The organism is Propionivibrio sp., assembly GCF_049316945.1.
Classification (GTDB): Bacteria; Pseudomonadota; Gammaproteobacteria; order Burkholderiales; family Rhodocyclaceae; genus Propionivibrio.
Window position 1 is genome coordinate 49060 of sequence record NZ_JBMOJE010000001.1, and the last position, 19372, is coordinate 68431.

Here is a 19372-nt window from a genome sequence, read left to right on the forward strand (position 1 = left end):
AGCCGTGGGCGGCTACCGCCGCCCACGATCAGTGAATGGTGACATGGTGCAATGGTCACTATTTTACAAGGTCGCGGTAAGCATGCCAGGAGGCATGGCCAAGCAGCGGCATAAAGACTATCAGTCCGAAGAGTAGCGTGGCGAAGCCGGCCAGCGTCAGCATCACCACCAGCGCGGCCCACAGCAACATGGGGACGATATTCAGCGCCACGGCACGCAGGCTGGTAATCATGGCGGTGATGGCGGTGACGCGGCGATCTATCAGCATTGGAATCGAAACTGCACTGACGGAAAAAACGAGCAAAGCCAGAGTGGCACCGATAAAAAACCAGGTCAGGGCCAGGCCGCGATATTCGCGATTCAGCAGAACATTGGGGACGAAAGCCCAGAGATCGGGTGCCAGATCCGGGATGATGAGCGCGAAAAAAACCGAAGAAATACGCTCCCACATGAACGTGGCTACCGCCATCAACAGACCGAACATGGCCATCGACTCGCCGTTTCGGCCCCAGCAGGCCAGTGAGTCGAAGAAAGTGCTGTGCTGCCCTTCAGATTGTCGCCGGCTGATCTCGTAGAGCCCGCCGGCGAGCAACGGGGCGATCAGGAAGAAGCCGGAAACGGCGGCGGTAAAGAGATACGGAGTGCGCCAGGCGAAGATCAGGATGAAGTCGCCGGCGATGGCAAACAGCAGGCCATAGGCCACGCTGGCGATCGGGTTGGCACGCATGTCTCGCCAGCCGGAGCGGAGCCAGACCATGGGGCGGTCCATCCCGATGCGGCGTACTTCGGGTACCGCCACCTGCTGGTCTAACTGGATTGGTGAGTCTTTCATATTTCCTCTTCGGCGCTGTCTGGTAATGGCATTTGACTTCGAGGAGGTGCGAAGCTTGTCAATAAACGACTTTCAATCCGGTCAAAAGTTCGTAGGCTTCAACATACTTTGCCTGGGTGCGGGCAATCACGTCGGCCGGCAGCGTCGGGCCGGGTGCCGTCTTGTTCCAGTCCAGCGTTTCCAGGTGATCGCGTACGAACTGCTTGTCGTAGGAGGGCGGGTTGCTGCCTTCGCAGTAACCATCGGCCGGCCAGAAGCGAGAGGAGTCCGGGGTCAGCGCCTCGTCGATCAGGTGCAGCGTCCCGCTGGCGTCTACGCCGAATTCGAACTTGGTATCGGCAATGATGATGCCGCGCGTGGCCGCGTAGTCGGCAGCGGCAGTGTATAGCGCGATGGCGGCATCGCGTGTCTGAGTGGCAATCGCGGAGCCGCTCTTGCCAGTGCCGTAGAGCACGCTCGAGAGAACCGCACTGCAGTTGGTCTGCGCCTGCTCGAAGGAAATATTTTCGTCGTGATCGCCTTGTTCTGCCTTGGTGGCCGGTGTGAAGATGGGCTCCGGGAGCTTGGCGGCCAGCTTGAGTCCGGCCGGTAGCTTGATGCCACAAACGGCGCCGGTGTCCTGGTAATCCTTCCAGCCTGAACCTATGAGGTAACCACGAACCACGGCTTCAATCGGTAGGGGTTGAAGCCGTTTGACGACCAGCGCACGGCCGCGCACCTGATCACGCTCATTCGCTGCGACCACGGTTTCCGGGTCGATGCCGGTCAACTGGTTGGGCAGGATGTGCGAAAGCTTGTCGAACCAGAAGCTGGCCATCTGCGTCAGCACTTTGCCCTTGCCGGGAATCGGGTCAGGCAGAATTACGTCGAAGGCCGAGAGACGGTCGCTGGTAACGATCAGCAACTTGTCGGCGTCAATGGCGTAAATATCGCGCACTTTGCCACGGCCAAGAAGTGGCAGGCTCTTGATGGTCGATTCGAACAGGGATTGAGTCATGGTTCTGGATCCGGAAAAAATGAAAAGGAGGTTTGCGGTAAGTTTAGCGTGAAAGTCGCGCGAGCGACTCTCGAACCTCCCCTCGCCCTCGGGGAGAGGGGGCGGGGGTGAGGGAAGCGGGCAGGGCTTTCATCATTTGGGGTGCCTGACAAAGCCATGCCCGTTAGTGTCAGATCGATTGCAGTTTACTCGGTTCCTTCCGCTTCAAGCGCCAGCGATTTGCGCATACGCTTGATGCCGAACAGGGCGAAGACCGCGATAAACGGAATCGATATGGCGGTGGCAACTTCCGGTGAAAGTGCCGGGAAGAGGTATTTTCCACCCTTGGCAAGGTATTGAACAAGCTGCGAGCCATAGTAGGTGATGGCGGCAATCGACAGCCCTTCAACCGTTTCTTGCAGGCGCAACTGGACTTTTGCCCGGGTGTTCATTTGCGCCAGCAGTTCCTGGTTTTGCCGCTTGAGTTCGATATCGACTCGCGTGCGTAGCACTTGGCTGTTGCGCGCCACCCGGCTGGAAAGGTCGTCCTGTCGACGGGCCATGGCGGCGCAGGTGTTCATCGCCGGCAGAAATCGGCGCTGCATGAATTCGTGCAGTGTCTGGTAGCCGGGAACGCGAATCTCGCGCAACTCGTCGATAAGTTGCCAGACGAGACTGTTGAAAGCGAAGGAAGCACCGAAGCGCACGGTGGTGCGCGCCACCGAATGCTCGACTTCTGATGCCATCTTCGAAAGATCGGCGAGTACGGCACGTTCGTCCTCCGGGGAATTGGCCTGGCCGATGTGATCCATCAATTCGGCCAACCGACTTTCCGCGCCGTTCAGCCAGTTTCCGACCTCGGTGGCCACCGGCAGACCGAGTAATGCCATCATGCGATAGGTTTCGATCTCGAACAGGCGCTGAACCGCACGCCCGGGCTGGCGGCCGGCCAGGCTGTCGTCGAGCACAAGGAAGCGCGAGAATCCGTTGTCGAACATGAAATCGGTGAATACCCAGGCCGCCCCGTTGCCGATTCGCGAAACGACCATTTGCCGACCGGAGGTAGGCGACAGGCCGGCCAGCACCGATTCCGGCGAAACGTCAGCGGTGGAGCGCAATTCGATATGCGTAGCCACGATCAGGCGGCCCGGAATGGCCGACAGCCAATCGGGAAATACCGAGTCCAGCGCGGTAGTGTCAGGGTGTATCGGCTCACCGGCAACCAGCGGGAGAAAGAAAGTGTAGCTCGAATATTCAGTGTGCAATTCCCAGCGCATTTGAAAATTGCCGGCATCGAACATCATGTGCGTGGTCGAGTTTTCAATGAACTTGCAGGCACTGGTCTGGCAGAGACGCAATACGTTTTCGCGTTCTTCCTGCGCAGTCAAACCCTCGTGCTGAAATGCGAGATGGGTTACCAGGACGGGGCTTCTTAACGGGATTGGCGTGCGAGCGTGGAACTCGTTGTTGAGATAATCACGTAGAGGATGCTCCTCAATTTCGGTAAAGTTGAATCTAGCGTGCATGGCCGCTCCAGAAAAAATGGAAACCGCGACACCCCGGCTCAGGATATCGCGGGGTAATTTGTTGGGTAGTGTTGCTTGATCAGTCGGCGGTCTGGGTAAGTTCGCCGTTTATGTAACGCTCAACATCCTGGCATGGAGAATGGCTTTGATCTTGCTGGCTTGCCCGTCCACGCCGAATGACGCAAAACGGGCGAGGACGAACTTCACAGTACCTTCGTAGTCGATCGCAGAAGGCAGTTAGAAACAGTTCTATATCAAGACATTTTAACGCGGCCTCGGCCGTGGTATGGACAACAGTTGGACAAGCCCTCGAGGTCAGGCACCTGGGGGTGTTTGATCGCCGACGCGAACAATGGTTAGCGTATTTGTTCCGCCGGTAAGGCCCATCTTGTCACCATAGGAAAGTACGATCAGGTCGCCCTTTTTAACCACTCCGGCCTCAATCAACCGTTGTTCGGCGTTATAGCGCAATACGTCGCGGTCATCGTGCATGTCTTTCATGAGCAGCGGGAATACCTCGCGATACAGCGTCATTTTCGATTGCGTTGCGGGTTCCTGTGTCAGTGCGAAGATCGGAATTCCGCAGTTCAGACGACTCATCCACAGGGCCGTCGAACCGGAGGACGTTAGTGCGGCGATAGCTTTGACATTGAGGTGATAGGCAGCGAATATTGCCGCCATGGCAATTGACTGGTCGATACGCGTAAAAGTGCGATCAAGAAAGTCGCGATCAAGCGTTATCAGAATTGATTTTTCGGCTGCCAGGCAGATGCGCGCCATGGATTCGACCGTTTGTACCGGGTAGTTACCCGTTGCTGTTTCAGCCGAAAGCATGACCGCGTCGGTGCCGTCGAGCACGGCATTGGCGACGTCCGAGACTTCGGCACGGGTCGGCGTCGGGGATAGAATCATCGACTCCATCATCTGCGTGGCGGTTATCGCCAACTTGTTCTTGGCACGCGCCATTCGAATCATTCGTTTCTGCAGGGCTGGAACGGCAGCGTCGCCAACTTCAACAGCAAGGTCGCCGCGGGCCACCATGAGACCATCTGAAGCATCGAGTATTTCTTCCAGCGCAGCAACCGCCTCGACTCGTTCGATCTTGGCGATGGTCAAGGCGTGACCACCGCAGGCAAGCATCAACTGACGTGCCATATACATGTCGGGCGCGCCCTTGGGGAAGGAGACGGCGAGGAAATCGGCACCGATCTGCGCTGCCGTTTTGATGTCATCCATGTCCTTGGCGGTCAGCGCCGGGGCTGACAATCCGCCACCCTGGCGGTTGATGCCCTTGTTGTTCGAGAGTTCACCGCCGTGACGTACGCTAGTGTGTATTTCGTGGCCAGCGACGCGCTCCACATCAAGGACGATTCGCCCGTCGTCAAGCAGCAGCACATTTCCGGAACTGACGTCGTTGGGCAGATCCTTGTAGTCAAGGCCCACACGTTCCTGATTGCCCAGTTCGCATTTGGCATCAAGGATGAAATGGTCCCCTGCTTCCAGGGCGATCTTGCCGTCCTCGAATTTACCTATGCGGATTTTCGGACCCTGCAAGTCAGCCAGAATGCCGACCGGGCGACCAACCTTGGCCGCAATTTCCCTTACGCTGGCGGCGAGGGCGATGTGGTCTTCTTTACTGCCGTGCGAGAAGTTGAGCCGGACGACATTAACGCCTGCACGGATCAATGTTTCGAGGACGAGCGGGTCGCGGGAAGCGGGTCCGAGGGTGGCAACTATCTTGGTATGGCGCGACATGAAATTCCTTTTTGTTATCGGCCGTGGAATCCGGCTGTTTTTGGTGCGCTGTTCTTGAATGCTAACTGCTTGAAAGGGTGGATTTTAACGCATATCCCGTATCTGCAAGGCTGGCTGCGGCCGAGGCCTTAGAGCAAGGCTGTAACTTCATCATCTGCCTCTCAGGGCAACGAGCGGCACAGTCTCGCCAAACCGCAAAGAAAATAGTTTACCGAGCGGATGTTGCACTTACGTTACGCATTGGTCAGATTGGTGTTGTACAAGGTAAGAACGCCGACCCGAAGGTCGGCGTTCCGTTATCGAAAGGGAATTACCATCTGGTGCTTAGAGGTTGGCAGAACGCCACCACTGATTGTAACTTTCCCGTAGCTCGCGATGGCTAAACATGGGATAAAACGCTATATCTGCGCCATTGCCCACGTAGAAGCCCTTCTTGATCATGCGGTAGGGGAATTCAAGTGAATGCACGCGATGCACCATCTTGCTGTCTTTGGTACTCGCCTTGTCGTCGGTTCTTGGTTTCAGAACCATCAAGGCTTCACGCAGGTGATGCATGAATGAGTAGGGTAGATCATTGACCTGGCCGTTTTCCGGATCTGTTGCTAATTCTTCGAGTTCGAGCTCGACAAAGCAGAGTGCTGGGAAACGGACAAACTTGGTTGGGTTGGTGGTGACACTCTCATAGAATGTAACCGGGTCCAGATTGCTGACAACCAGACTGTTGACTGGAGAAAGATCCTGATAAAGATGCAGGATCGAGTCTCTTTCCGCGGACAACACGCCACGGTCCAGCCCCAGAGTGTGGCCATACGCGGTGGTCAGGTAAAGTTTGCCCAGAGCGCTGACCGGGATATGTTCCAGTACCCGATAGGTGGAAATATAAACAGAGTGCTTGGGTGTCCCGTCAGCAGAGGGTACGCAGCGCTCAACGGCAGTATTGATGTCGAAATAATCGTTACGGAAGTCCGGGGAGACTTCGAAAAACAGGCTCTGCCCCTTTGACTTGTAGCCGCTACCTGTCGAGTAATACTGCCCGAACTTCTCCGGCGGAAGATTGGAGGCAATCAGCGCTTCGGGAATGAGGGAAAAATAAAGATAAACGGTCATGGCTGCATACCCTTCCAACTATTAAATTTTTAACATCTAAACGAATCGGAACCTGACGAATATAGCTCAATCCAGATTGTGCATGTGAACTACAACCGTGATTATATGGCGACACCGCACCAATGTCATTGGGCAAAATAAAATGAAACATCCCGACGCGTTCGAAAAATAAACAATCAAGCCAAAAAAATGAATAATCAGAACGGTTTCGGTGGGAATGCCAACGGTACCCCACCTAGCCACTGATCAGTAAAAACGTTACCAATTGCGATCCACTGCAGCCGCTACTCCTGCACTGCAAGAGGCTTATTTCTACCGCAACATAGAAACATAGATCCCGGAAATAATCGCTGTCGTAATGACACCGCTGATGTTGGCACCCAAGGCTTGCGGCAGGATGATTGCCGATGGGTTAACACTGGAGGCTATCTTTTGAACCACCTTGGCTGTTGTAGGCACACAACTGACGCCGGCGATGCCGATCATCGGGTTGAACTTGCCACCAGTTGCGAAATACAGGACGTAGCCGCCAAGAATGCCACCCAGCGCTGAAATCAGCAGGGCCAGCATGCCGAGCAGCAACAACTTGAGCACCGTCGGCTCAAGCAGCGTGCCAGCTTCGCACAGGACGCCCAGCGTCAGGCCAAGGAAGAAAGTTGCACCATAGAGGAAAGTCTCGCCGAGTAGATCGGAGAAGTTTTCCAGGCCACTTTCGCGCACCGCCACACCGACAAAAAGCGAAAAGAACAAGGGGGCGGCTACCGGGAACAGCAGGCAGAGCAGGGTGCAGGTGACGACGGCAAAAATGAGCTTCTGTGATCTGCTGATGGTGGGGCCGGTATCACTGGACATATTGATTCCTTGAAGCTTTGCTGGAATCAGCCACTTGATCAGGTAGGGATAGCCACCGTAGGTCAGGCCGAGATAGAGGTAGCCGACGACCGTGATGGGTACGAACAGGTGCTTGGCCAGAATAAGCGAGGTGAACAACACCATCGGTCCGTCAGCACCGCCGATCGTCGCAACGGCAGCGGCTTCCTGCTCGGTAAGGCCAAGGCTAACGGCGATCGGAAAAACGGCGATGGTGCCCAATTCGGCAAACAGGGCAATGATCATGCTTTGGAACGGCCGGGCCATGACGTAGCCCACGTCAAGTAGTACACCGATACCCATGAAAACGAAACAGGCGATCAGGCCGTTGCTGAAGGTCAGGGTGTAAATCGGTTGCAGCCAGTTGATCTGCATGATATTGACCAGATCCGTAGGGTCGGACATCAACGGATCGACAAACAGCGTGCCGACCTTGCCCCCTTCAAGGAACATGACGCCGGCGTTGATCGCCGACATCCCAAGACCCATCGGGATCATCAGCAAGGGTTCGAGCACGTTTTTCGAACCGAGATAAATCAGAAGAAAGCCAAGTAACATCAGAAAGATGCGGCCGATCATGATCTTTGGCTCGGAAGCCACCAGGGTCGCAATACCCTGAAAGAGGTCGAGAAAATTGATGGATTCCATGCGATTTTAATCCGATGACAGGCGGTGTCAGCCGCCTGTTTTTGTTGTTTATTCGGAGAGGGCTGCCAAATAGCTGGCAATAACCTCGTTACGCAATGGTTGCCAGAGGTTGTCCGTTCTCCACTCCATCGCCAATGGCTACCAGAATGCGAGTGACTTTTCCCGAGCGATCGGCAATGACTGGAACCTTCATCTTCATGGCTTCCAGTTCAATGATCTTGTCGCCTTCATTGACACTATCCCCAATCTTGATGTGGATGTGAGCTACAACGCCGCCCATCTGGGCGCACTGATCACCTGATCCGGCCTTGGCGGGTGCCGCCGAGGCTGCGGCGGGAACAGCAGCAGGAGCGGAACTGGCCTGCGATGCTCCCGCAGTGGGAGTGTAACTGGGCATCAATTGCGAAGTGCCGGCATTGAGTTCCAGAACGGCAACGTCGTACTCGACATTGTTGACGGTGATTTTGAATTGTCTTGGCATGATTATTACCCTTGTATATTAATGTCTTGGCTGGTGAGAATGCTGGGCAATGCGGCCTTCATTGGCCCAATTGCGCTTGCTTTCACCAATGTGCAGAATGTGGTGTGGTCCGGTGATGACGGAGATCGCCGCTGAAATCGCTGCGACCACTTCAGCGGGAATGCCCACTGTGACTGGCGCAGCAGTTTTCTGAGCGACCGCAGCCACCTTGGAAACCGGTTTGGCCCGGCTGGTGGCGACAACCATCACTTTGATAAGAACGGCAACCAACATCGAGATAACGATGGCAAGGCCGTAAATCTGAAGTGCCTTTATTGCGGCTAGGCTTAACATGTTTATTGGCTCTCCCGGATTTACATCGGCATGTTCCCATGCTTCTTGCTAGGACGTAGTTCTCGTTTGCCCAGTGTCTTGCGAAGCGCGAGGGATATGGTGGCACGGGTCTCGCAGGGTTCGATGACATCGGTGATGTAGAAGTTGGATGCAGCCTCGTAGGGTGAGGCAAATTCATCACGGTATTCCTGGGCCAGTTCAGCCGCACGTGCCGCACGGTCTTCGGCCTTGTCAAGTTCCTTGCGATAAAGGATTTTGACGGCGGCTTCGGAACCCATGACGGCGATTTCTGCGGTCGGCCAGGCGAATACCATATCGGCACCCAGTTCCTGGCTGCACATGGCGAGGTAGGAGCCGCCATAGGACTTGCGCAGGAGGATGGTAATCTTTGGTGTCGTGCAGGAGGCGTAGGCGTGCAGCATCTTGGCGCCGTGACGAATGATGCCGCCACGCTCCTGTTCTACACCTGGCAGGAAGCCGGGAACATCGACCAGTGTGACTAGCGGGATGTTGAATACGTTGCAGGTGCGAACGAAGCGGGCAACCTTGTCTGCGGCGTCAAGATCAAGCGCCCCAGCCATCACCATCGGCTGATTGGCAACAACGCCGACAATAACTCCGGAAAAACGGGCGAAGCCGACAATGACGTTGCGTGCAAAACTGGCGTGCACTTCAAGCAGTTCACCATTGTCCACCAAGCGCCTGATGATCGCTTGCATTTCCAGCGGTTCGGATGGATTTTCCGGAATGAGTTCGTCCATCCCATAATCAGGAGTGTCATCAATCTCAACGGAAAGATTATGCGGTGGATCTTCTGTGTTGTTGGATGGCAGATAAGACAGGATATGCTTCACCACCGAAATGGCGTGCTGGTCGTCTTCCGCAATGAAGTGCACGTTGCCGCTGACAGAGGCATGCATCTCTGCACTACCGACTTCTGCCATGGTTGTCGTACGACCCGTAACGGCCTTGATGACTTCGGGGCCGGTCAGGAACATGTGCGAATTCTTGCGCGTCATGATGACAAAGTCCATCAGCGCCGGTGAGTAGGCTGCGCCTCCTGCACAGGGGCCGCAGACGATGGCGATCTGCGGGACTACTCCGGAGAGCAGAACGTTAGCGTAGAAAACGTCGCCGTATCCGGAGAGTGCATCGACGCCTTCCTGAATGCGCGCCCCGCCGGAATCCTTGAAGGCGACGACGGGGATGCCGGTCTTGATCGCATAACGCATGATGCGGGTGATCTTGCGCGCCTGCATTTTGCCGAGGGTGCCGGCCAGCACGCTGAAGTCCTGGCTGTAAGCGGCGATCTGCTCATTGCCCAAATATCCCGAACCGGTAATCACGCCGTCAGCCGGCAGATCACGCCCTTCCATGCCGAAATAAACGGCATGGTGCCGCGCGTGCATTCCGAGTTCCTGAAATGTTCCTTCGTCAAATAAGGAGTTGATCCGTTCGCGCGCCGAGAGCAGGCCTTTGGCGTGCAACGCCTCCAGTTTTTCGGGGCTAATGTGGTTTGTGATGTGATCGCGCTTTTTGCGCAGGGTTTCTATCAGTTCGGGTTTGATCGTCATGGGTGCCTCTGCCAAATGGCCTTTGCGGCCAATAAACATAATGTTTTTCTGATGGGATTGTCCGGCTTGATGCTAAGTCACCGGAAATGAAAAAATTACAGCGAAGTTTCTTTGAACATTTTAATGGTGTTGAGTTAGCCGTTCTGTATTTTTTTTGAAATGACGGCGAAGGTAGCGATCAAGCCACCTTCACCTGTTTCATGCTGACTCGTGGTTCAGTCCTTGAAGCGTGATTCAAGGATTTCGACAGCCGGCAGACGCTTGCCTTCGAGGAATTCGAGGAAAGCGCCGCCTGCGGTTGAGATGTAGCCGACCTTGTCTTCGATCTTGAAGACGTTGATGGCCGAAACAGTGTCGCCACCACCGGCAAGCGTAAAGGCCTTGGAACTGGCGATTGCAGCAGCCAGCGTCTTGGTGCCGTTGGCAAAAGAATCCATTTCGAACACGCCGACTGGGCCATTCCATACAACTGTACCTGCCTTGGCGATAACCTCTGCCAGTGCTTTTGCAGAGTCAGGGCCGATGTCGAGGATCATGTCGTCGTCAGCTACGTCATCAATGCTCTTGATGGTCGCAGTTGCGGTTGCGGAGAATTCCTTGGCGCAGACAACGTCGGTCGGTAGCGGTACCTTGACCTTGGCCATGATTGCCTTGGCCTGGTCGACAAGATCGCGCTCGGCGAGTGACTTGCCGATCCTCTTGCCAGCAGCGAGCAGGAAGGTGTTGGCAATGCCGCCGCCAACGACCAACTGGTCGACCTTGGTCGAGAGACTATCGAGAACGGTCAGCTTGGTCGAAACCTTGGAACCACCGACGATGGCGACCATCGGGCGGGCTGGTTGCGCCAGTGCCTTGGTCAGGGCTTCAAGTTCGGAAGCAACACAAGGACCTGCACAGGCGATCTTGGCGTACTTGCCCATGCCGTAAGTGGTGGCTTCAGCGCGGTGTGCGGTGCCGAAGGCGTCCATCACCCACACATCGCAAAGCGCTGCCATTTTCTGCGAAAGCTCTTCGTTGCACTTCTTCTCGCCCTTGTTGCAACGGGTGTTTTGAAGCATGACTACTTCGCCCGGCTTGACTTCAAAGCCGCCGTCGACCCAGTTCTGGATCAGGCGTACTTCCTTGCCAAGCAGTTCGGACATGCGTTTGGCAACCGGTGCGAGAGAGTCTTCAGGCTTGAACTCGCCCTCGGTCGGACGGCCAAGGTGGGAGGTGACCATCACGGCAGCACCCTTGGCGAGCGCGTACTGGATGCCGGGCAGGGCCGCACGAACGCGGGTGTCATCGGTGATGGCGAGGTTGTCGTCTTGGGGTACGTTCAGGTCGGCGCGAATGAAAACTCGCTTGCCGGAGACGTCAAGGTCGGTGAGACGTTTGAATGTCATGGCGATACTCGATTCAAAACTTGTGTTGAAAAAAAGGGGCACCCTGAAGTGCCCCTTTGCCCAGGTATTACTTGGACATTACGCGGACCATCTCCAGAACCTTGCAGGAGTAGCCCCATTCATTGTCGTACCAAGCCACTACCTTGACGAAGGTGCTGTCCAGAGCGATACCGGCGTCAGCATCAAACGTGGAGGTGCAGCTCTCTCCACGGAAGTCGGTAGCAACAACCTTGTCTTCGGTATAACCGAGAACGCCTTTCATGGCGCCTTCCGAAGCTGCCTTCATGGCGGCGCAGATATCCTTGTAGCTGGCTTCCTTGCTCAACTCTACGGTCAGATCGACTACCGAAACGTCGGAGGTCGGCACGCGGAAAGCCATACCTGTGATCTTCTTGTTCAGTTCGGGAATGACCACGCCAACAGCCTTGGCGGCGCCGGTCGAAGACGGGATGATGTTTTCAAGGATGCCACGACCACCGCGCCAATCCTTGTTGGACGGACCATCAACGGTCTTCTGGGTGGCGGTAGCAGCATGCACGGTGGTCATCAGGCCACGCTTGATACCCCAGTTGTCATTCAGAACCTTGGCGATGGGGGCCAGGCAGTTGGTGGTGCAGGAAGCGTTGGAAATGATGGTCTGACCGGCGTAGGTCTTGTCGTTAACGCCGTAGACGAACATCGGGGTGTCATCCTTGCTTGGGGCGCTCTGGATGACTTTCTTGGCACCGGCGGTGATGTGCTTTTCGCAGGTTTCCTTGGTCAGGAAGAGACCGGTGGATTCGACGACGATGTCGGCACCAACTTCATTCCACTTCAGTTCGGCAGGATCCCTGACTGCAGTCAGGCGGATTTTTTTGCCGTTGACGATCAAGGTGTTGCCATCGACAGAGACAGTGCCCTTGAAGCGGCCATGCACCGAGTCGTAGCTGAGCATGTAAGCCAGGTAGTCAGGTTCGAGCAGATCGTTGATGCCAACGATCTCGATGTCACTGAAATTCTGAACAGCCGCACGGAAAACCATACGTCCGATACGACCAAAACCGTTGATGCCTACTTTGATAGTCATGATTCACTTTCCCTTTTGAAAAAATCGAAAGTTGATAAAAGGTGCATTCGCATTTGGCGATCACGTAACCAGGATCTCGTCGCCGAAAAACAGAAAAACTGAAGCGGGAATGGATCCGGACGTGGGACACCATCCGGTGGCAGACGTTCCGTTAGCGACACGAATATGTGCGCCAAAGAGATTGCAGACCACCATCCATGGCGGTTGATTATCCTCTAAATCAGAGTATTTTTCCAGTGCACTTAGGTGAATCGATTTCATCAAGAGAAATTGATCAGCGCTTTCTGGTATGAGGGTAGGGAATTCCTTTGCAAACCTCTCCATCGTCGGTCACAAAAAGTTAACACACATAATTCGTAGGTTTCACGACGGCAAGAGTTCCTTATTTATTTATTCGGGTTTTGTCCCTAAAGCCGATTCCATGAAATCCGTGTTCAGTTCGCATCTAAATTTTTATGGATTGAGTATCGCGGCGCGGGAATAATTTCGCATAGAATACGACTCGATTATGTACCACGCTACAGTGCCCATCTGTAAGAGCATGGAAACCACCAAGAAAAGAGGAGTTACAGAAATGACGATCACTACCTCGCCCGCATGGGCGGCCATCAAAGCCCATCGGCAATCTTTCGCGGCTACTCATCTGAGGGATCTTTTTGCGAGCGATCCTACTCGCGCGGAGTCGCTCTCCCTGTCGTTTGACGGCATCCTCTACGATTTCTCCAAGCAGCGCCTGACTGTCGAGACACTCGGGTTGCTTGCATCTCTCGCCAAGGAGGCACGGGTTTCGGAGTGGACGGAACGAATGTTTGCCGGTGAGCGGATCAACATCAGCGAGGATCGTTCTGTGCTGCATACGGCCTTGAGACGTTCCACAGGTCCGTTCCCGAACAGCCAATTTGATGTCATGCCGGATGTTATTGCCACTAGGCAGAGAATGGCCGTGTTTGCCGAGCGTCTGCGCGACGGGAAGTGTCTCGGGCACAAGGGGATGCCGATCCGGGATGTCGTCAATATCGGTATTGGCGGCTCCGATCTGGGTCCCAAGATGATGGGCCAAGGCTTACGCTCAATCAGCCATCCTGTGCTTGGGGTTCACTATGTATCGAACCTCGATGGGGCTCAATTGGCGCCCCTGCTTCAGACACTGGATCCGCGCACCACGCTGTTCATTGTCGTCAGCAAGACTTTTACTACGCAAGAAACCATGATCAATGCGAACACTGCGCGTGACTGGCTACGCGCGAATCTAGGGGATGAACTGGTATCAGAAAACCATTTCGCAGCAGTTTCCAGCAAGCCTGAACGCGCGATAGAGTTCGGCGTCTGCAGCGATCTGGTCTTTCCGATCTGGGATTGGGTTGGCGGAAGATATTCCCTGTGGTCTGCCGTGGGGCTGGCGTTGATGATCGCCATCGGGCCACATGCGTTCGACGAAATGCTGCGTGGCGCGGAGCGCATGGATGAGCATTTTCGCACAGCGCCATTCGAACGCAATCTGCCAGTAGTCATGGCCCTGATTGGTATCTGGAATACTAACTTCCTCGGTGCGTCCACCAATGCGGTACTGCCCTACAACGAGTCGCTTAAGTACTTCCCGTCCTTCCTTCAGCAACTCGAGATGGAAAGCAACGGGAAGTCCGTGAACATTAGTGGAGAAGCGCTGGATTACTCAACATCACCCATCGTCTGGGGCGAGCTTGGCAACAATGGGCAGCACGCGTTCTTTCAACTCCTGCATCAGGGCGGGCGTCTGGTACCTTGCGATTTCATTGCCTCTGTACGTTCCGATTATCCATTGCCAAAGCATCAGGAGGCATTACTCTCCAATTGCTTTGGGCAGAGTGCTGCGCTGGCTTTCGGCAGAAACGAAAGCGAGGTACGCGCCAGCTTGGAGAAGGAATTGATGAGCGCGAAGGAAATTGCCGATTTGTTGCCGCATCGGATTTTTCCCGGCAACCAGCCATCGTCAACGCTGCTCATGACAAGCCTGAATCCAGGTACGCTAGGGGCACTGGTTGCACTCTACGAACACAAGACATTCGTTCAGGGTGCAATCTGGGGGATTAATTCTTTTGATCAGTGGGGTGTCGAACTGGGTAAGGCGGTCGCAAGTCGTATTCTTCCGGCGGTTTATGATCAGGAATTGGCAAAAACGCTCGACGCATCGACTCAAGGGCTGTTATCTTTCAGTCGCAAACATCTTTCATGACTTCGATTTGTTTCAACTCTTTGTGTTTTGAGTAATCCGCCAGGCGGTGTGCCCGATGAGGAATGACATGAACATTATTACCGTTTCCGCGACTCCTTTCTCCGGGCAAAAGCCTGGAACTTCAGGTTTACGCAAGAAGGTCAAAGTTTTCAGCCAGCCCGGATATCTTGAAAACTTTGTTCAATCCATTTTCGATAACCTGAGTGGTCAGCAGGGAAAAACCCTGGTTCTCGGGGGCGATGGCAGATATTTTAACGATGTGGCCATCCAGACCATTCTGCGTATGGCGGTGGCGGCCGGTTTCGGTCGAGTGCTCGTTGGATGCAATGGGATATTGTCTACGCCTGCGGCCAGTGCGGTAATTCGCAAGCGAGGTGCTTTTGGCGGCATCATCTTGTCGGCAAGCCACAATCCGGGCGGACCAGATGACGACTTTGGCATCAAGTACAACCTCAGCAATGGCGGGCCGGCAAATGAAAATTTTACCGACGCTGTTTATAAACGCACGCAGGAGATTAGTGCTTATCGCACCGTTGAGTCGGCTGATATCGACTTGGGCTGTCTCGGCGAGACGCGTATTGGTGAGATGATTGTTTGCGTCATAGACCCGGTGGCCGATCATGCCGAGCTTCTCGAGTCGCTGTTCGATTTTGACCGGATCGCCAAACTGCTGGCTCGCCCCGACTTTCGCATGCGCTTTGATGCGATGCATGCGGTCAATGGACCTTATGCACACGCAATACTGGAGGGACGCCTTGGCGCACCACTAGGTACGGTGGTAAATGGAACACCGTTGCCGGACTTTGGTGGCGGGCATCCCGACCCGAACCCGGTTTATGCTTCCGAACTGGTTTCTGCGCTTGCTGATCCCCACTCCGGCCTGTCTTTCGGCGCTGCATCTGATGGTGATGGCGATCGCAATATGATCGTGGGACGAGATTTTATTGTCAGTCCAAGCGACAGCATCGCCGTCATAGCCGCCAATTACAAATTGATTCCCGCCTATGCCAAGGGGCTGGCCGGCGTGGCCCGTTCCATGCCAACCAGTTGCGCGCTGGATCGTGTCGCCGCGGATCTCGGCATCCCCTGTTATGAGACACCAACCGGCTGGAAATACTTTGGCAGTCTGCTCGATGCCGGTAAAGTAACACTTTGCGGCGAAGAGAGTGCTGGCACCGGTTCCAATCACGTACGTGAGAAAGACGGGCTGTGGGCCGTCCTCTACTGGCTAAATATTCTTGCCGTCCGCAACCAACCGGTGGCGCAGATCGTTCGCGAGCACTGGCAACGTTTTGGTCGCAATGTGTATTCTCGACACGATTACGAAGGCATTGAGACGGCGAAGGCAGATCGGCTTTTCGATGAGCTTCGGCAAAAGCTGCCAACCCTGGCTGGAATGGAATTCGACGGAATTCGCGTAAAGGCGGCTGACGACTTTTGCTATACGGATCCGGTTGACGGTTCAGTAAGCGACAGACAGGGCATCAGGATTATGCTTGAAGATGGGTCGCGCGTTGTCTTCAGGCTGTCGGGTACTGGCACAGAAGGGGCAACCTTGCGGTTATACCTTGAGCGCTATGTGGCCGATCCGGCTCGTCACGAGATACCTGCGCAAGAAGCGTTGGCGCCGCTCGTGGCGCTGGCCGAGAAGATAGCTCGCATTGCAGAGATTACTGGAAGAAAAGCCCCGGACGTGATCAGCTAGCAGGTGTTATCAATAGCCAGTTGCAATTGAAGGGTAGGTCAGTTTTTTTTAGGAGCGTGCCAAAATGTTAGAAAGGCGAACTTTTCAGTTGCCCGGCAAGGCTGTTGCGCTGGTGCTTGCAGGTGGTCGAGGAAGTCGGTTGTACGAGTTGACCGACAGTCGGGCAAAACCCGCCGTTTATTTCGGTGGCAAGTACCGGATTATTGATTTTGCGATGTCCAACTGTGTCAACTCCGGAATCCGGCGTATAGGGGTCGTAACGCAGTACAAATCCCACAGCCTGCTACGCCATCTTCAACGTGGTTGGGGCTTCCTGCGCGGTGAGGTCAATGAATTCGTCGATCTGATGCCGGCACAGCAGCGCGTGGATGAGGAGTCGTGGTATCGCGGTACTGCAGATGCGGTCTATCAGAATATTGATATTCTCGAAAACTACAGGCCGGCACCGGAGTATGTTTTGATTCTTGCCGGTGACCATGTTTACAAAATGAATTATGCCGCGATGCTGGTTGATCATGTGGAGAGTGGAGCAGAGTGCACGGTCGCTTGCATCGAGGTGTCGCGCAAGGAAGCCAGCGGGTTCGGCGTAATGGCGGTTGATGAGAACCGACGCATTACTGAATTTGTCGAAAAACCTGCCGATCCGCCAGCCGTGGCCGGCAAGCCGGACCGATCGCTTTGCAGCATGGGGATCTATATTTTCAATGCCAAGTATCTTTACGCCGAGCTGCTGCGTGACATCTCCGATCCGACATCCAGCCATGACTTTGGCAAGGACATCATTCCGCGAGCCGTAAAAAACGGTTGCGCGATGTCTCATTCCTTTGATCGTAGTTGCGTGCATGCACCCGAAGAATCATCAAGCAAGGAAGACTACTGGCGCGATGCAGGTACCGTTGATGCTTATTGGGAAGCCAATGTTGATCTGACAGCCACTGAGCCGGCACTGAATCTTTATGATCGGAGTTGGCCGATATGGACCTATCAACAGCAACTGCCGCCCGCCAAATTTGTGCATAACCAGATAGATCGCCATGGAATGGCCATCGAATCGACGGTTTCAGGCGGTTGCATCATTTCGGGTGAAATGAATCGATCATTGCTTTTCTCATCCTGCCGAGTTCACTCTCACGCCAAGGTTGATTGGTCAGTGCTGTTGCCGGATGTCGAAATTGGTCGCGGAGCAAGGCTAAGCCGGTGCATTATCGACCACGGAGTGAGTATTCCAGCGGGCATGGTCATTGGTGAAGACCATGACGATGATGCGCGGCGCTTCCGACGTACCGAAAATGGCATCACGCTGGTCACACGCCAGATGCTTGAACGGCTTACCTGAAAATTTATCAACTATTAAATGTTGCGCATCTTGCACGTCGCTGCCGAAATCTACCCATTAGTCAAAACGGGCGGTTTGGCAGATGTCGTAGCGTCGCTGCCCCCAGCACTTGTCAAACGCGGGCTTGATGCCCGCGTTCTGTTGCCCGGATTGCCCGGTATTCTCAACGGAATGCTCGGGCTCAAACCGCTAGTACGGATTGGTCCGGTGTTTGGCGCCGCTATCGTAACTTTCTATATCGGTCGCTTGCCAGGCAGTGGGTTGCAGGCCTATGTGATTGATGCACCCTTTCTTTACCAACGTGAAGGCAATCCTTATGTCGGACCGGACGGACAAGACTGGAGTGATAATCATCTCCGTTTTGCCCTGCTGGGATGGGCTGCTGCGCATATTGCCTCCGGTGAACTTGACCCTGACTGGCAACCCGACGTTGTCCATGCGCACGACTGGCACACTGGACTGGTGCCAGTCTACATGACGCAAAATCCGTGCCTGAAGGCTGCAACCGTATTTACCATTCACAATCTGGCATTCCGTGGGATTTTTCCACTGGACTGTCACTTTGAACTGGGTTTGCCAATGAGCAAACTGACCCCGAACGGCATCGAATTTCGCGGAAAGATATCGTTCATGAAGGCCGGTCTTGTTTATTCAAATAAAATCACAACGGTCAGTCCGACTTATGCAGGCGAAATCCGTACGCCGGAATTTGGTTGTGGCCTTGATGAGGTACTGCGTGACCGAGGCTGTGATCTGACCGGTATACTTAACGGTGTGGATTACGAAATATGGAATCCGGATGACCCGGTTATAGGTAAGCCATACAGTGCGGACAACCTCCATGGGAAAGAAGTCTGCAAGCTTGCGTTGCAGTCCGAGCTTGGATTGTCCAAGCATGCAGAAGGACCGCTATTGGCCGTCGTCAGCAGGCTGACTTCTCAAAAAGGCATGGATCTGCTATTGGCCGCCTTGCCTGACCTGCTCAGGGAAGGCGCACAGTTGGCCATTCTCGGCACAGGGGATGGAAATCTGGAAGCGGGTTTCCGGTATGCAGCGGCGGCGAATCCGGAAATGGTTGCCGTGCATATTGGTTATGATGAAGTGATGTCGCATCGTTTTATGGCCGGTGCAGATGCGCTTCTTGTTCCGTCGCGTTTCGAACCCTGTGGGCTGACACAATTGTATGCCTTGCGCTACGGTACCATACCGATCGTGCGCCGGGTTGGCGGCCTTGCCGATACGGTGATTGATGCGACACCTGACAATCTTCGGTCAGACAGAACCACAGGCTTTGTATTTGACGAGGCAACATGCCCCGCACTAAGCGCACGCATCCGTGAAGCCTGCGCCCTCTACCGCAATGCGACCGCTTGGCAGAAAGTCCAGCGGCGCGCGATGTTGATGGATTTTTCCTGGGATGATTCAGCAGCAAACTACGAGGCACTCTACCGCAGCCTGTAATTGAACACGGTTTGCGTCGATGCTTGTTAGCAATGCTGGCATGAAGGAGTTCTCATTTTGAGTTTTCTTCTTGCCGCCTAGGAATATACAAACCAAGATTTTAAC

At 54.6% G+C, this 19372-nt stretch carries 15 protein-coding genes; 4 read left to right on the forward strand and 11 right to left on the reverse strand.

Translation table 11 applies throughout. The features are described from left to right. Positions 1–58 precede the first annotated feature (58 nt). The 11 genes from ACOYNV_RS00235 to gap all read right to left on the reverse strand — a co-directional run bounded on the left by ACOYNV_RS00235 (position 59) and on the right by gap (position 12553). Positions 59–832 carry a DUF2189 domain-containing protein gene (locus ACOYNV_RS00235; RefSeq protein WP_422897715.1) on the reverse strand — a complete coding sequence of 258 codons (774 nt, stop codon included), beginning with the start codon at positions 830–832 and terminating at the stop codon, positions 59–61. Positions 833–890: 58 nt separating this feature from the next. Next, a complete protein-coding gene (locus tag ACOYNV_RS00240; protein ID WP_422897716.1) occupies positions 891–1829 on the reverse strand; it encodes a phosphoribosylaminoimidazolesuccinocarboxamide synthase in 939 nt (312 codons plus the stop codon). Positions 1830–2014: 185 nt separating this feature from the next. Beyond that, positions 2015–3334 carry a DUF3422 family protein gene (locus tag ACOYNV_RS00245; RefSeq protein WP_422897717.1) on the reverse strand — a complete coding sequence of 440 codons (1320 nt, stop codon included), beginning with the start codon at positions 3332–3334 and terminating at the stop codon, positions 2015–2017. A gap of 315 nt (positions 3335–3649) precedes the next feature. After that, a complete protein-coding gene (gene pyk, locus ACOYNV_RS00250) occupies positions 3650–5089 on the reverse strand; it encodes a pyruvate kinase (protein WP_422897718.1) in 1440 nt (479 codons plus the stop codon). A 324-nt stretch (positions 5090–5413) separates the two neighbouring features. Then, entirely contained in the window at positions 5414–6196 is a 783-nt protein-coding gene (locus ACOYNV_RS00255; RefSeq protein ID WP_422897719.1) for a hypothetical protein, read from the reverse strand. 312 nt (positions 6197–6508) lie between these two features. Continuing rightward, entirely contained in the window at positions 6509–7714 is a 1206-nt protein-coding gene (locus ACOYNV_RS00260) for a sodium ion-translocating decarboxylase subunit beta (RefSeq protein WP_422897720.1), read from the reverse strand. Positions 7715–7802: 88 nt separating this feature from the next. Next, positions 7803–8195: a biotin/lipoyl-containing protein gene (locus ACOYNV_RS00265; protein ID WP_422897721.1), complete on the reverse strand. Its 393-nt coding sequence runs from the start codon at positions 8193–8195 to the stop codon at positions 7803–7805. An 18-nt stretch (positions 8196–8213) separates the two neighbouring features. Beyond that, positions 8214–8528: an OadG family protein gene (locus ACOYNV_RS00270; protein ID WP_422897722.1), complete on the reverse strand. Its 315-nt coding sequence runs from the start codon at positions 8526–8528 to the stop codon at positions 8214–8216. A 20-nt stretch (positions 8529–8548) separates the two neighbouring features. Continuing rightward, a complete protein-coding gene (locus ACOYNV_RS00275; RefSeq protein ID WP_422897723.1) occupies positions 8549–10102 on the reverse strand; it encodes an acyl-CoA carboxylase subunit beta in 1554 nt (517 codons plus the stop codon). A 215-nt stretch (positions 10103–10317) separates the two neighbouring features. Further along, the gene (locus ACOYNV_RS00280; protein ID WP_422897724.1) at positions 10318–11487 is read right to left on the reverse strand and encodes a phosphoglycerate kinase; all 1170 of its coding nucleotides are present in this window, start codon (positions 11485–11487) and stop codon (positions 10318–10320) included. Positions 11488–11554: 67 nt separating this feature from the next. Beyond that, the gene (gene gap, locus ACOYNV_RS00285; protein ID WP_422897725.1) at positions 11555–12553 is read right to left on the reverse strand and encodes a type I glyceraldehyde-3-phosphate dehydrogenase; all 999 of its coding nucleotides are present in this window, start codon (positions 12551–12553) and stop codon (positions 11555–11557) included. A 541-nt stretch (positions 12554–13094) separates the two neighbouring features. Here gap and pgi point away from each other — a divergent pair. The 4 genes from pgi (at position 13095) to glgA (ending at position 19267) form a co-directional block, all read left to right on the forward strand. After that, on the forward strand, positions 13095–14765 hold the full coding sequence (gene pgi, locus ACOYNV_RS00290; protein ID WP_422897726.1) for a glucose-6-phosphate isomerase: 1671 nt from the start codon (positions 13095–13097) through the stop codon (positions 14763–14765). A 67-nt stretch (positions 14766–14832) separates the two neighbouring features. After that, complete coding sequence (locus tag ACOYNV_RS00295) at positions 14833–16470, forward strand: alpha-D-glucose phosphate-specific phosphoglucomutase (protein WP_422897727.1); 1638 nt, start codon at positions 14833–14835, stop codon at positions 16468–16470. 64 nt (positions 16471–16534) lie between these two features. Then, positions 16535–17806, forward strand: coding sequence for a glucose-1-phosphate adenylyltransferase (gene glgC, locus ACOYNV_RS00300; RefSeq protein WP_422897728.1), 1272 nt, complete (start codon positions 16535–16537; stop codon positions 17804–17806). Positions 17807–17824: 18 nt separating this feature from the next. Then, a complete protein-coding gene (glgA, locus tag ACOYNV_RS00305; protein WP_422897729.1) occupies positions 17825–19267 on the forward strand; it encodes a glycogen synthase GlgA in 1443 nt (480 codons plus the stop codon). The last annotated feature ends 105 nt before the right edge of the window (positions 19268–19372 follow it).

Excerpts from the sequence above, each read along its gene's own strand:
- ACOYNV_RS00295 (WP_422897727.1), top strand. The coding sequence starts at position 14,833 with ATGAACATTATTACCGTTTCCGCGACTCCTTTCTCCGGGCAAAAGCCT.
- pgi (WP_422897726.1), top strand. The coding sequence starts at position 13,095 with ATGGAAACCACCAAGAAAAGAGGAGTTACAGAAATGACGATCACTACC.
- ACOYNV_RS00255 (WP_422897719.1), bottom strand. The coding sequence starts at position 6,196 with ATGACCGTTTATCTTTATTTTTCCCTCATTCCCGAAGCGCTGATTGCC.
- pyk (WP_422897718.1), bottom strand. The coding sequence starts at position 5,089 with ATGTCGCGCCATACCAAGATAGTTGCCACCCTCGGACCCGCTTCCCGC.
- ACOYNV_RS00280 (WP_422897724.1), bottom strand. The coding sequence starts at position 11,487 with ATGACATTCAAACGTCTCACCGACCTTGACGTCTCCGGCAAGCGAGTT.
- ACOYNV_RS00270 (WP_422897722.1), bottom strand. The coding sequence starts at position 8,528 with ATGTTAAGCCTAGCCGCAATAAAGGCACTTCAGATTTACGGCCTTGCC.
- glgA (WP_422897729.1), top strand. The coding sequence starts at position 17,825 with ATGTTGCGCATCTTGCACGTCGCTGCCGAAATCTACCCATTAGTCAAA.
- gap (WP_422897725.1), bottom strand. The coding sequence starts at position 12,553 with ATGACTATCAAAGTAGGCATCAACGGTTTTGGTCGTATCGGACGTATG.
- glgC (WP_422897728.1), top strand. The coding sequence starts at position 16,535 with ATGTTAGAAAGGCGAACTTTTCAGTTGCCCGGCAAGGCTGTTGCGCTG.
- ACOYNV_RS00265 (WP_422897721.1), bottom strand. The coding sequence starts at position 8,195 with ATGCCAAGACAATTCAAAATCACCGTCAACAATGTCGAGTACGACGTT.
- ACOYNV_RS00275 (WP_422897723.1), bottom strand. The coding sequence starts at position 10,102 with ATGACGATCAAACCCGAACTGATAGAAACCCTGCGCAAAAAGCGCGAT.
- ACOYNV_RS00245 (WP_422897717.1), bottom strand. The coding sequence starts at position 3,334 with ATGCACGCTAGATTCAACTTTACCGAAATTGAGGAGCATCCTCTACGT.
- ACOYNV_RS00260 (WP_422897720.1), bottom strand. The coding sequence starts at position 7,714 with ATGGAATCCATCAATTTTCTCGACCTCTTTCAGGGTATTGCGACCCTG.
- ACOYNV_RS00240 (WP_422897716.1), bottom strand. The coding sequence starts at position 1,829 with ATGACTCAATCCCTGTTCGAATCGACCATCAAGAGCCTGCCACTTCTT.
- ACOYNV_RS00235 (WP_422897715.1), bottom strand. The coding sequence starts at position 832 with ATGAAAGACTCACCAATCCAGTTAGACCAGCAGGTGGCGGTACCCGAA.